The sequence below is a fragment of the Nocardia sp. NPDC002869 genome (assembly GCF_046764065.1).
Classification (GTDB): domain Bacteria; phylum Actinomycetota; class Actinomycetes; order Mycobacteriales; family Mycobacteriaceae; genus Nocardia; species Nocardia rhamnosiphila.
Genome location: NZ_JBKOOL010000037.1, coordinates 1 through 12,910, shown reverse-complemented (window position 1 = coordinate 12,910; position 12,910 = coordinate 1). Strand labels below are relative to the sequence as shown.

12 protein-coding genes are annotated in these 12,910 nt (G+C 68.8%); 4 read left to right on the top strand and 8 right to left on the bottom strand.

All coding sequences use genetic code 11. From position 1 onward, the window contains the following. Positions 1 to 5: 5 nt before the first annotated feature. Together ACLML9_RS09870 and ACLML9_RS09865 are read right to left on the bottom strand one after the other, a co-directional pair. Positions 6 to 626, bottom strand: a complete 621-nt coding sequence (locus tag ACLML9_RS09870; RefSeq protein ID WP_411945238.1) for a nuclear transport factor 2 family protein — start codon at positions 624 to 626, stop codon at positions 6 to 8. A 348-nt stretch (positions 627 to 974) separates the two neighbouring features. After that, positions 975 to 1,976 carry a DUF4393 domain-containing protein gene (locus ACLML9_RS09865; RefSeq protein ID WP_411945216.1) on the bottom strand — a complete coding sequence of 334 codons (1,002 nt, stop codon included), beginning with the start codon at positions 1,974 to 1,976 and terminating at the stop codon, positions 975 to 977. 226 nt (positions 1,977 to 2,202) lie between these two features. Here ACLML9_RS09865 and ACLML9_RS09860 point away from each other — a divergent pair, with 226 nt between their 5' ends. Beyond that, positions 2,203 to 3,525 carry a hypothetical protein gene (locus tag ACLML9_RS09860; protein ID WP_411945215.1) on the top strand — a complete coding sequence of 441 codons (1,323 nt, stop codon included), beginning with the start codon at positions 2,203 to 2,205 and terminating at the stop codon, positions 3,523 to 3,525. After that, positions 3,516 to 4,376: an Abi-alpha family protein gene (locus tag ACLML9_RS09855; RefSeq protein WP_411945214.1), complete on the top strand. Its 861-nt coding sequence runs from the start codon at positions 3,516 to 3,518 to the stop codon at positions 4,374 to 4,376. Before ACLML9_RS09860 ends, ACLML9_RS09855 begins: the two co-directional genes overlap by 10 nt. Before the next feature lie 12 nt (positions 4,377 to 4,388). On the opposite strand, the gene ACLML9_RS09850 is transcribed toward ACLML9_RS09855, so the two are convergent. Beyond that, a complete protein-coding gene (locus ACLML9_RS09850) occupies positions 4,389 to 6,206 on the bottom strand; it encodes an ABC-F family ATP-binding cassette domain-containing protein (protein WP_411945213.1) in 1,818 nt (605 codons plus the stop codon). Between the two features lie 176 nt (positions 6,207 to 6,382). After that, positions 6,383 to 7,351, bottom strand: a complete 969-nt coding sequence (locus ACLML9_RS09845) for a 4-(cytidine 5'-diphospho)-2-C-methyl-D-erythritol kinase (protein ID WP_411945212.1) — start codon at positions 7,349 to 7,351, stop codon at positions 6,383 to 6,385. Positions 7,352 to 7,677: 326 nt separating this feature from the next. Here ACLML9_RS09845 and ACLML9_RS09840 point away from each other — a divergent pair, with 326 nt between their 5' ends. Next, the gene (locus ACLML9_RS09840; RefSeq protein WP_030522301.1) at positions 7,678 to 7,887 is read left to right on the top strand and encodes a heavy-metal-associated domain-containing protein; all 210 of its coding nucleotides are present in this window, start codon (positions 7,678 to 7,680) and stop codon (positions 7,885 to 7,887) included. Between the two features lie 28 nt (positions 7,888 to 7,915). On the opposite strand, the gene rsmA is transcribed toward ACLML9_RS09840, so the two are convergent. From rsmA to ACLML9_RS09825, 3 genes are all read right to left on the bottom strand, one after another. Further along, positions 7,916 to 8,782, bottom strand: coding sequence for a 16S rRNA (adenine(1518)-N(6)/adenine(1519)-N(6))-dimethyltransferase RsmA (gene rsmA, locus ACLML9_RS09835; RefSeq protein ID WP_411945237.1), 867 nt, complete (start codon positions 8,780 to 8,782; stop codon positions 7,916 to 7,918). A 63-nt stretch (positions 8,783 to 8,845) separates the two neighbouring features. After that, on the bottom strand, positions 8,846 to 9,028 hold the full coding sequence (locus ACLML9_RS09830; RefSeq protein WP_411945211.1) for a hypothetical protein: 183 nt from the start codon (positions 9,026 to 9,028) through the stop codon (positions 8,846 to 8,848). A gap of 150 nt (positions 9,029 to 9,178) precedes the next feature. Continuing rightward, complete coding sequence (locus ACLML9_RS09825; RefSeq protein ID WP_411945210.1) at positions 9,179 to 10,015, bottom strand: TatD family hydrolase; 837 nt, start codon at positions 10,013 to 10,015, stop codon at positions 9,179 to 9,181. A 279-nt stretch (positions 10,016 to 10,294) separates the two neighbouring features. Here ACLML9_RS09825 and metG point away from each other — a divergent pair, with 279 nt between their 5' ends. Beyond that, a complete protein-coding gene (metG, locus tag ACLML9_RS09820; protein ID WP_411945209.1) occupies positions 10,295 to 11,860 on the top strand; it encodes a methionine--tRNA ligase in 1,566 nt (521 codons plus the stop codon). 12 nt (positions 11,861 to 11,872) lie between these two features. On the opposite strand, the gene rsmI is transcribed toward metG, so the two are convergent. Further along, entirely contained in the window at positions 11,873 to 12,718 is an 846-nt protein-coding gene (gene rsmI / locus ACLML9_RS09815) for a 16S rRNA (cytidine(1402)-2'-O)-methyltransferase (RefSeq protein ID WP_411945208.1), read from the bottom strand. Positions 12,719 to 12,910 lie beyond the last annotated feature (192 nt).

The following is a 12,910-nucleotide window of genomic DNA, read 5'->3' as shown; positions in this document are numbered from 1 at the left end:
CGGACTCAACCGGCCGCCCGGCCCTCCGGGCCCGGGTACTCACGGCCGGTGTCGACCTCGCCGTTACCCGTCCGCGCCCCCGCCTCCGGGTGGTCGCGCGGGACACGCTCGACCGCTTCGACCCCGGTGGCCTGCTGGATCAGACCCCAGCGGTTGGCGGTCAGCCGCAGGCTGGGCAGATCTCCGAGGGAGAGCACCACCTCGTAGGTGCGTTCGTATCCGGTGTGCGCGATCCGCCAGCGGCCGTCGTCACAACGGACGTATTCGTCGTTGTAGAAGGCGGAACCGCGCATCAGCATATTGTTCTCCGGAATCAGCGCGGTATCGGACAGATACCAGACTCCGGTCGCCCGGTCCCCGTCGATATCGATCTCGGGGTGATCGCAATGATGTTCGGTGATGACGTGCGGCCCGAGCGTATTACGGAGAAATGTGAGAAATGCTTCCCGGGATTCGAACTGCAGGTATTCGCTGTAGGTGGCCGTGGCCTCCGGTATCAGCGTATCGGCGAGGTCGTCCCAGAGTTTGGTATCCAGGGTGCGCAGGTACCGGTATTTCAGGCGGTGTATCGCCAGCACGTCGTCGGTCGCCACAGCGGTCACCCCAGGTCCTTCACCGGGCCGCATCGGCCCCATCGTCAGCGGCGCATCGCCCTCGGGCTCGAGCCGCGGGGGCAGCGAGACATCGAGTCCGGCCCCCAATGCGGCCGCCAGCGCGGCGCCGGAGAAGGCCATGGTGTCGCTGCTCTGGCCCGGCCGCCGCGGAAAACCACCCGGGCGCGGCCCGGGATCGTTGCGCTCTTCGCCCTGGTCCATCTCTCCACCATCCCACCTGAAATGGACAATTTGGGAGGTAATTCAGATCTGTATCGGATTGCTATCCTGCGTCGGCGATATCACGGACCGCGGGCACAGATCACCGATTACGAAAGGAACCGGGTAGATCCGCCGGGGGACCTGTTCCACGGGCCGATATCAGGGCCGTTCGCCGTTGCCGATGGTGAAGCAGGTCCGGCAGAAATCCTCTCCGAACTCGGTCAGACGCAAACTTTTGCGGACGATTTTCGGTGCGCGGCCCGCTTTTTTCAGTGCCGCCTCCACGATCGGCTGGACCTCCAGCACCATATAGCGGCTCAGCACCACCGGATCCTCGGAATTATGGGTCAGGCCCAACCGGCTCAGGTTGATCAGGTACGAGCGCGCGCGATCCATGTACCGCACCCCGGCCTGCTCCGGTACCGAGGTCAACCCCCCGGCGATCAACTCCGATCCGATGCCCAGCGGACGGTTGGTGCGCACATCGACCGTCGGCTGCGGCCCGTTGAGGGCCATGTAGCGCAGGATGCGGGCCTCGTCGGGCGCCAGTTCGTCCAGGATCCGGTCATAGGCCGGATGCACCTCTTCGGTGAAGTACACATCCGCCGACCGGGCCAGCAGGGCGTCCCCGCGCCGGCGCAGTTCGGCGACGCTGGCCGAGCGCAGATAGGAACCGACCGCCACGGTCTGCTGGGGCGGGGTCTGCCCGGTGGGGACGTAGCTGACGATCTCGCGCACCGACCCCTCGGTGACGCCGAGGGCACTGCGCGCGATGGAGCGCAGCGCGTTACCGGTCCGCTCGGCGATCTCGGCCGAGGACTCCCCATCCAGGGCGGCCTGGGTGATCTCCCGCGTCATCTCGTAGGAGGTGTTGACCGCCCACTGGCCACCGCGCACCACACCGCCCGCCGCCAGACCGGCCGCCCGGAACACCCCGCGGATGAGACGGGCCTCGTTGCTGATCTGCCGCTGTTCGACATCGGCGCTGCGTTCCACACTCGACGGGGGCCGGCGTTCGACATCCGAGGCGGACGGGCGCGCACCGTTCGGCGACGCACCGCGTGCGATTCCCGGCGCCCGCACGGCCCCCGGGGACCCGCTGCGCTGCACGGCACGGGAACCGGTCCGGGGGATCTCCTGTCCGGGCCTGTCGTCTGCCACGTCTACTCCGATATCGCCAGAGGAACGAATCCGCTCACCGATTATTGCCCATTCGCCGCAATCACTCGCCGCCGGACCATGAATCCGGCTCTCGTCTGGGACACTGATGTGCCGGGCCCGAACGCGCTGCCGCCGGGACGTCCGCCGCGGCGCGGTGGTCGTTCGGCAGTGATGCTAATTTGAGGGTCCCGGTGAGGCGGCGATCACCGGAGCAGGAGGGTGTGTCGTGTTGGAAAGTGTATTCGGGGTGCACCCGACGATCCTCCTGGAACTGCTGACCATTCCTCTGTTCACCGGAGTCATCGGCTACGTCACCAACTGGACCGGTGTGCTGATGCTGTTCCGGCCGATCGCATTTCACGGTGTCCGATTACCCGGCCTGCGGTATCTGTACCCGTATCTGCCCAAACGGATCCAGATCCTGCCGCTGCTCAGCCATGACGGCCGCTTCGGCTGGCAGGGCATCGTCCCCTCGCGGGCCGACAAGATGGCCAGTATCGCGGTGGACAAAGGTCTTTCGAAACTGGGCAGTGTCACCGACTTCTACCGGGAACTGGAACCCGACGTCCTCGCCGAGCATCTGGCGGGGACGGCCGAGACCCAGATCCGCGATATCGTCGAGACGATCCTGCGCCGCGAACATCCGCAGCTCTGGTACAACCTGCCCACCCAGGTCCGGGAGGCAGTACACGAAAGAGTGCGCCGGCAACTGCCGGATATTCTGCGCGAACTCACCACCGAACTCGGCGCGAACATCGATCAGCTGCTCGATGTCAAACAGATGGTCATTCGTTATTTCCAGGCGCGGCCGCAACTGCTCAATCAGTTGTTCCAGGTGCTCGGCGCCAAGGAATTGCGATTCATGCAGAATTTCGGCCTCTACTCCGGCGCCCCGATGGGCGTGGTGCTGGTCGCGATTCTGCAGCTCACCGGCTGGCCCACGCTGGCGGTGCTGCCGATCGGCGGGGTGATCATCGGCTGGGTCGTCAACTGGGTCGGTCTGAACATGATCTTCGCGCCCGCCGAGCCGAAACGGTGGTGCCCGTGGCGGCAGGGCCTGCTGATCAAACGCCAGGACGAGATCACGACCGGATACGCGGAACTGGTCTCGACCCAGGTGATGACGGTGGCCAATATAGGCGACGAACTGCTGAACGGCCCCAAATCCGACCGCACCCTGCAGATGCTGGAGGACACCCTGAGACCCGCCACCGACCGGGCGCTGGGACCGGCCCGCGGGGCGGTGAAACTGGTCCTCGGCAGCCGTGACTACCGCACGCTGACCGAGACCCTGACCACCGAGGCGATGGCCATCGCGCCGCTCGCCTTCGCCGACGAGGACTTCAACGTGCGCCAGGGCAAACAGATCGGCGCCTATATCTCCAAGCAGATGTCCGAACTGTCGCCCAACGATTTCGTCGATATGCTGCGGGCGGCGATCAAACAGGACGAGTGGTTGCTGTTCGTACACGGCGGCGTGCTGGGCCTGTTCGCCGGATACGCGCATATCCTGGTCTTCGGAACGGGGGTGGCGACGACATGGCTGTGAAACGGGAAACGCGCGACAGCGGCGAGCCCGAGCGGCGCGACGGTAGCGGTCGGGCCGGCGAGAGCGGGCGGCCCGGTGGCCCGGCCGCGACCGTCCGGGCGGTGAGCGGGGTCGCGCGGGTCGCGGCCTCCGCGGTTTCGGGCACCACCCGGTGGGGTGTGCACACCGCTCTCGATATCACCGAGACGGTGGTGCGGGGCAGTATGGCCGGGCTTCCCCCGGCCGAGATCCGCACCGAAGCGGTCGCGCAGGCCCAGGAGGCGCTACGCCGGGCGCTGGGTGTCGCGGCGGCGGAACCGTCGGCTCTGGACAACCCGACGGAACGGTCACTGCGTGCACAGGGAGCCGCGCTGTTGCGCCTGGCCGCCAGCCCCCGGGCCGCCGACGAAGGCCATCCGGCCTTTGCCCGCATTCTGGCCGAACTCACCTCCGACGAGGCCCGCATCCTGCGCCTGCTAAGCCTCGACGGGCCGCAACCGGCCGTGACCGTCCGCGGCGGCCGCCGTACCCGGCGCGCTACCCGCAAGGCGGAACAGGCGTCGGGTACGGCCGAGATCGGGGTCAGCATGATCGGCGAGCACGCCGGGCTGCGCCATCCCGGCCGGGTCCAGCGTTACCTGGCCAATCTGCGCCGGATCGGGCTCATCGAGTTGCTGCCCGAACCGGTGGGCACACCCGAGCGCTACCAATTGCTGGAGGCCCAGGCTCCCGCGATCGAACTGCTGAAACAGGCCGGTGGCCGCGGCAAACTCCAGCACCGTGGCATCGCGCTCACCTCGTTCGGCGGCGAGTTCGTCCAGGCGAGCCTCCCGATCACCGGGGAGAGCGGCCCGGCGGCCGAGAACCACTGAACCCCGGGCCGCTCAGACCTGGTCGGCGAGTTCCATCCAGCGCTCTTCGGCCGTTTCCTTCTGGGCCTGGACGTCCTCGAGTTCGGCGCCCAATGTCACCAATTTGCCGGGTTCGGTGGCGGCCTCGGCAAGCGCCGCGTGCAGGGTCTTCTCCCGCTCGCCCAGTTTGTCGATGGCCCGTTCCAGCCGGGTCAGTTCCTTACGGGCCGCACGGTAGGCCGCGGAATCGGTCTGCGCCGCCACCGGCTGCGCAGCGGACTGCGCCGTCGCCCGGGAGGAACCGGAACCGCCCGCCGCGAGTTCGGCGCGGCGGCGCAGGTACTGAGTGATCCCACCGGGCAGGTTGGTGAGCGCGCCGTCACCGAACAGCGCCCAGGTGCTGTCACAGATCCGCTCGACCAGATAGCGGTCGTGGCTGATCACCACCAGGGTTCCGGCCCAGTTGTCCAGTAGATCCTCGAGCTGCTGCAGGGTGTCGATATCGAGGTCGTTGGTCGGTTCGTCCAGCAACAGCACATTGGGTTCGGACATGAGAATGCGCGTGAGTTGCAGGCGGCGCCGCTCGCCACCGGACAGATCGCGCACCGGGGTGCGTTGGCGGGCCGGGGTGAAACCGAGCCGTTCGGCGAGTTGCCCGGCCGAGAGCTCCAGCGCTTTACCGCTTTCCCCGAGCGTGATGCGCATGGCGATCTCCTGCACCGCCTCGAGCACCCGCATATCGGTGGGCAGATCGTCGAGTTCCTGGCGCAACCAGCCGATCCGGACGGTCTGGCCCTGGATCCGTTTCCCGGACACCGGGTCGATATCACCGGCGAGCGCGCGCAACAGCGTGGTCTTGCCCGATCCGTTCACCCCGACCAGACCGACCCGTTCGCCGGGGGCGAGCCGCCAGGTGAGATCGCGCACCAGTTCCCGGCCGTCCGGGGTGGCGAGGGTGGCGTCCTCGAGCTCGACCACCACCCGGCCCAGGCGCTTCTTGGCGAACGCGGCGAGGGAGACCGAATCGCGCGGCGGCGGCACATCGGCGATCAACGCCTCGGCGGCCTCCACCCGATAACGCGGTTTAGAAGTACGAGCCTGCGGCCCACGCCGCAACCAGGCCAGTTCCTTGCGGGCGAGGTTGCGGCGGCGGGCCTCGGTCGCGTCGGCCTGCCGGGCGCGTTCGGCCCGCGCGAAGATCCAGTCGCCGTAGCCGCCCTCGTAGGTTTCGACCCGGCCGCCCACCACCTCCCAGGTACGGGTGGCGACCGTGTCCAGGAACCAGCGGTCGTGGGTGACGACGACGAGCGCGCTACGCCGGGCCAGCAGGTGCCCGGCCAGCCATTCCACCCCTTCGACGTCGAGATGGTTGGTCGGTTCGTCGAGGACCAGCAGATCCAGTTCCCGCACCAGCGCGGCCGCCAGCGCGACCCGGCGGCGTTCGCCACCGGACAGGTTGGTGACCGACGTTTCCAGGCCGAGATCCGCGATACCGATACCGTCCAGCACCGACCGGATCCGGGGATCCGCGGCCCATTCGTGTTCGGCGATATCGCCGGTGGGCGCGTCGTCGGCCAGTCCGGCCAGCACCACCTCACCGACGGTGGCGCCCTCGGGCAGGACACCCCGCTGCGTGACCACCGCCAGGCGCAGCCCGCCGAGCCGGCTCACCCGGCCGCGGTCGGGCTCCTCGATACCGGTCAGCACCTCCAGCAGCGTGGTCTTCCCGCCGCCGTTGAGGCCCACCACCCCGATCCGGTCACCGGCGTGCACACCGAGCGATACACCGTCGAGCAGCGGTGTGATCCCGAAACTCTTGCTGACCTGTTCGAGGTTGATCAGGTTGGACATGGATCCTTCCGCCTCCGGCTGCCGGCCACGCCTCTACGGGGCCCCGATCAGCCTAATAGGCACCGCTGGGCGCAGCCCACCCGCGGCCCACGCACAACCGCAGCAAACGCGGAGGTGCGCCCTTACGCCTGTCGAGCCGCCCCGAGGGTGCGCGGCAGCGGTCCGGGGCCCGGCGATCAGGCGCGGCGCGGGCCCGGTCCGGGTTCGGGCGCCGGCGGGTGCGATTCGTCGTGACCGATCACCCGTGCGCCGGGTACCGGGCCGGTGGCGGTGCGCACACTGCGGGCCACTCCCGCGCCGGACAGTTCCGCCGCGACCGCCACCGCCGATTCCGCCGATTCACACAGGAACGCGCAGGTCGGGCCGGAGCCGGAGACCAGTCCGGCCAGGGCGCCGACCTCCACGCCCGCCCGCAGTGTGCGGCGCAGTTCGGGGCGCAGCGAGACCGCCGCGGCCTGCAGATCGTTGCCGAGCAGTGGCGCGAGCTGGTGTGCGTCACCGGAGGCCAGCGCCTGCATGATCTTCTGGGGTTCGCCGAGCCGGGGCGGTGCGCCCTGGACCCGCAGCCGGTCGAGTTCGGTGAACACTTCCGGGGTGGACAGCCCGCCCTTGGCCAGCGCCAGCACCCAGTGGAAGGCATTACGGGACAGCACCGGAAGCAGGCGTTCCCCGCGCCCGGTGCCCAGTGCGGTACCACCGTGCAGGGCGAAGGGCACATCGCTGCCCAGTTCGGCGGCCACCGCGGCGAGCTCGTCCCGGTTCATCCCCAGTTCCCACAGCTCGTTCAGGCCGACCAGCGCGGCGGCCGCGTCGGCGCTGCCGCCGGCCATACCGCCGGCGACCGGGATGCCTTTGTCGATGGCGATCTCCACCAGGGGCGCGCGGCCGGCCACCTGGGCGAGCCGGACCGCCGCCTTCCACACCAGATTCGTCCGGTCGGTGGGCACTTCGGCGGCGCCCTCGCCGGTGACCCGCAGGGTGAGCGAGTTGGCGGGAGTGATCTCCAGGTCGTCGGCGAGCGACAGGGCCTGGAACACGGTGGTGAGCTCGTGGTAGCCGTCGGCGCGCAGGTCACCTACTCCCAGATGGAGGTTCACCTTCGAAGGGGCCCGCACGGTGACGGGACTGGGCACAACGGACAGCACGGTGACCCAGCCTAATAGGCACAGTTGGGCGGAGCCCATACACAGTGCGCGCACGGCCGCAGCGAAGGCGGAGGTACGTCTGATGGGCGCGGCTGGGCGAAGCCCGACGACGGCCCGCGCACGGCCGCGGTATCGGCGAAAGTACGCCCGATGTCCCTCCGGTCCGGGGTATCGCGTAAGCGGTTCTCAGCACCGAGGATCCCGTTCGGGGCGGGTGGATGAACGGGCCCGGTCGGTGCGGTGCAACCCATATTGCCGCCACTACCCCGGGGGGGTATATTCGACGGCGGGATGTCCCGAACGGGAACGAACACGAAGGAGATGTCATGGCCACGACCAGTACCTACACCGTCACCGGTATGACCTGCGGGCATTGCGTCCAGTCGGTACAGACCGAGATCGGCAAGATCGACGGTGTCACCGGCGTCGACGTGGACCTCGCGTCCGGCCGGGTCGTCGTCGAGGGCAGCGCTCCCATCGCCGAGGCCGATATCGCCGCGGCGGTGGACGAAGCCGGTTACGAGATCGCCAGGTAATCGGGCGACCGAGGTCGATCCGAACGGATCAGGACTGCGCGGCGAGGCGGACGAACGCCGCGGTGTCCAAGGTTTCCCCGCGGGCTGTCGGTGCGATCCCGGCGGCGAGCAGCCGCCGCTCGGCTTCCGCGGGGCCACCCGCCCACCCCGCCAGCGCGGCGCGCAGCGTTTTGCGGCGCTGCGCGAACGCCAGATCTACCACCTCGAAAACCCGGCGCCGGTGCGCCTCGTCGACCGGCCAGGGCGATTCGGTGAACCGATCGATACGCACCAGACCCGATTCGACCTGCGGCACCGGCCAGAACACCTGACGGCCCACCGCGCCCGCTTTACGCACGGTCCCGTAGAACCCCGCCTTCACACTGGGCACCCCGTAGATCCGGCCGCCCGGTTTCGCGGCGAGCCGGTCGGCCACCTCGGCCTGCACCATCACCAGCGTGGTGGTGATACTCGGGAACTCCGCGAGCAGATGCAGCAGCACCGGCACGGCCACGTTGTAGGGGAGATTCGCGACCAGCGCGGTCGGCGCCGCCGCCAGCGCCGCCGACCCGATCCGCAGGGCGTCACCCGGGATCACCGTCAGCCGCTCGGCCAGCGTGGCCGCCCGCTCCCGCACCGTCGCGGGCAGTTGCCCGGCCAGCACCGGATCGATCTCCACCGCGAGGACGGTATCCACCACATCCAGTAGCGCCAAGGTCAGGGAACCGAGGCCGGGTCCGACCTCCAGTACGGTGTCCGCCCGCCCGACACCGGCCGCGGTCACGATGCGCCGGACGGTGTTGCCGTCGTGCACGAAGTTCTGGCCGAGCTGTTTGGTCGGGCGCACGCCCAGCCGCTCCGCCAGTTCGCGCACCTGCGCGGGACCCAGCAGTTCGGCCTGACCACGCACCATCATCTCGGCATCGGACACCGGGAGAACCTACCAACCCGAGTCCGGCCGCCGTCGCGGGCGGGAAGCTCAGGCCGCGCCGAGAACCGGCGAGTACGACACGCCCACCGGAGCGGAATGCGCCCGTTCGGCACCGGAGTCGTGGGTGGCGATGGCCGCACCGGCGCCGGCGATCAAGGTCAGCAACACAGCGGCGATGACCAGATACAGCAGGGGCGAGCGTGAGGAGTTGATCCTCGCAAAGGATGACACGGTCACGAGACGATAACGAAGCCGGTGGCCCGCGACAACCGCCGCGAACCGACCCACAGATTCTTCACATCCACGGCGGGCCCCCCACCCCAGGTAGACGAAATCCCAGCAGGTTGATTTGTGATTCGGATCACTCGAGATCAACGGGGCTCAGCCGCGGCCGAATCGATAGATCCGGCGCGCGTTCGCCGTGCTGATCTCGGCCAGTTCACCCGGATCCTGGCCACGGACCTCGGCCACCGCGCGCACGGTGTACGGCAGGCAGTACGGCTCGTTGGGCGCGCCCCGATACGGATGCGGGGTCAGATACGGCGCGTCGGTCTCGAACAGCAACTGCTCGTCGGGCACCACCCGCACCGCCTCCCGCAATTCGTGCGCGTTCTTGAAACTCGCCGTCCCCGAGAAACTCAGGACATAGCCCTCGGCCACACACGACACCGCCATATTCGCGTCCGAGGAGAAACAGTGGAAGATCACCGTCTCCGGCGCGCCCTCGTCGAGCAGCACGCTCAACAGGTCGTGATCGGCTTCCCGGTTGTGGATCATCAGCGGTTTGCCGAGGCGCTTCGCCAGATCGATATGCCAGCGGAAACCCTCGATCTGGGTCTCGACATCCGCGCACCCCTCCAGCTTGCCCGGCCAGTAGTAATCCAGCCCGGTCTCACCGACCGCCACCACCCGCGGATCGGCGGCCAGCTTCTCCAGCTCGGTCCGCGCCGCGTCGTCGAGCGCATTCGCCCGGGTCGGGTGCAATGCCACCGCGGCGTACACCCGGTCGTCCCAGTTCGCGGCGCGGACCGCCCAGCGAGCGGCGTCCAGATCGTCGGCGACGGTCACCACCCGGCCGACACCCACCGCCGCCGCCCGGTCCACCATCTCCGCCACCGACGCCGCGTCGGTGGCGCCGCAGGCGTCCAGATGGGTATGCGCGTCGACCAAGGGCGTCAGCGGCTCCGGCAACGGCGGCGCGGGACGCTTCGCGCTCATCGGTCCGCGACCCGTCGCCGAAGCGGGCGCATACGCAGGACGGGGCCCACCGCGCGGGCGGGGCGGGATTCACGCACACGATCGAGAAGAGGCACGGGCACCACACTAGAGACCCCCGTCCGGCCGCACAGAGGGCAGCGCGCCCCGCGGTACCGGCAGCGCGAGGGCGTTCACTGCCACATCGATCTCGGCCCGCGGAGCCCTGCAAGTACCCTCTGAGGGCATGAACACGCAGTCGAGTCGGCTTCACTGCGGTCCGCATGATGGAATCGACACACCATGAGCGCAGTCGATCGTCCCGCCTTCTACCTCACCACGGCCATCGCGTACCCCAACGGTGCGCCGCATATCGGGCACGCCTACGAGTACATCTCCTCGGACGCGCTCGCCCGGTTCAAGCGGCTCGACGGGTACGACGTGTTCTTCATGACCGGAACCGACGAGCACGGTCAGAAGATGCAGCAGACCGCCGCCGCCGAGAACATTCCGGTGGAGGAGCTGGCCGCCCGTAACTCCGATGTATTCGAGTCGATGGACAAGACCCTCGACGTCTCCTACGACCGGTTCATCCGCACCACCGACGCCGACCACCAGCTCGCCAGCGCCGCCATCTGGCAGCGGATGCTGGACAACGGCGATATCTACCTCGACAACTATTCGGGCTGGTACTCGGTGCGCGACGAGGCGTTCTACACCGAGGAGGAGACCACGCTGCTCGACGACGGCAGCCGTATCTCCACCGATACGAAAACCCCGGTCACCTGGACCGAGGAATCCAACTTCTTCTTCCGGCTCTCGGCCTATCAGGACAAACTGCTCGCCCTCTACGACGAACATCCCGAGTTCATCGCCCCGGCCACCCGGCGCAACGAGATCGTGAGCTACGTGAAGGCCGGTCTCAAGGACCTGTCGATCTCCCGCACCACCTTCGACTGGGGCATACCGGTCCCCGGCCACCCCGACCACGTGATGTACGTCTGGGTGGACGCGCTCACCAACTACCTCACCGGCGCCGGATTCCCCGACACCGAGTCCGCCGCGTTCCGTAAGTACTGGCCCGCCGATGTGCACATCATCGGCAAGGACATCACCCGCTTCCACACCGTGTACTGGCCGGCGTTCCTGATGTCGGCGGGGATCGAACTGCCGCGCCGGGTCTTCGTGCACGGCTTCCTGTACAACAAGGGCGAGAAGATGTCGAAGTCGGTCGGCAATGTGGTCGACCCGCTGGATCTCGTCGACACCTACGGGCTGGACGCGGTGCGCTTCTTCCTGCTGCGCGAGATCTCCTACGGCCAGGACGGCAGCTACAGCCACGAGGCCATCGTCTCCCGGATCAATGCCGACCTCGCCAACGAATTCGGCAACCTGGTGCAGCGCAGCCTGACCATGGTCGCCAAGAACTGCGGCGCGGCCGTCCCCACTCCGGGCGAGTTCACCGCCGAGGACCGGGCGTTGCTCGACCGCGCGAACGGACTACTGGAACGCTGCCGGGCCGAATTCGACGTGCAGCAGATGCATCTGGCGCTGGAGCAGATCTGGCTGACCCTCGGCGAGACCAACCGGTACTTCAGCGCCCAGGCGCCGTGGGCGCTGCGCAAATCGGGTACCGAGGAAGATCTCGCCCGGATGGCGACGGTCCTCTACGTCACTCTCGAGGTGGTCCGAATCGTGGCGATCCTGGTCCAGCCGGTCCTGCCCGGCTCGGCCGCGCGGATCCTGGACCTGCTCGCCCAGCAGGACCGCGATTTCGCCGCGCTCGCCACCCCGCTGGTGTCCGGTGTCGCGCTCCCGGCTCCCGCGCCGGTGTTCCCGCGCTATGTGGAGCCGAAAACCGAGGACTGATCCGGCGCCGGATCAGTCCACCGCGGCGCGGCGGGCGGCCAGCACGGCATCGTAGAGTTCCCGCCGGGAAACCCCGGCGACCTCGGCGATCTCCGCGCTCGCGTCCTTGAGACGCAACCCCGCCGCGGCGCGCTCCTCCACCTGCGCCACCAGATCCTGTGGATCGACCACGGTGCCCACGGCGCCCGCGAGCACCACGGTGATCTCACCGCGCGCCCCGTCCACCGCCCAGTCGGCGAGTTCGGCCAGCGTGCCGCGCACGACCTCCTCGTAGGTCTTGGTGAGCTCCCGGCACACCGCGGCCCGGCGGTCGCCGCCCAGCACCTCCACCGCGTCGGCCAGGCAATCCGCCAATCGGTGCGGCGCCTCGAAGAAGACACACGCCCGTTTCTCCCCCACCAGCGTGCCCAGCCACTCCTTGCGCCGGCCCGGCTTCCGGGGTGCGAAACCGTCGAAACAGAACCGGTCCACCGGCAACGCCGACAGCGCCAGCGCCGTCGTCACCGCCGAGGGCCCGGGCAGGCAGGTCACCGGCAGGCCGCGTTCGGCACAGGCCGCCACCAGCCGGTAGCCGGGGTCGCTCACCGACGGCATACCGGCATCGGTCACCAGGAGCACGGTGCGGCCGTCCGCGATCTCGGTCAGCAGCGCCGGAATCCGCGCCTCCTCGACGTGATCGTAGAAACTGACCACCCGCCCCCGGATCTCCACCCCGAGCGCGTCCGCCAGCGACCGCGTCCGCCGGGTATCCTCCGCGGCCACGATATCGGCGCTGCCGAGCGCCTCCCGCAGCCGCAGCGACGCATCCCCGATCGCACCCAGCGGTGTCGCCGCCAAGATCAGCCCACCCGTGGTCACCACGCTCCTGCCCGGCCCGGCCGGTCCGAACCTGTCGATGTCGGCAGCCTAGCTGTGTTTTTGGCGCGCTGGCGCGCGGGGTTGAGGCCCCCTCGGTCTCGCCGTTTCGGCCTCGAGACTCGCGGCCGAGGCGCCAGCCAGAACAGGCCCGAAACGCCGGGCGGGGCCCCAACAACGGAGGGGTTGTGGGGA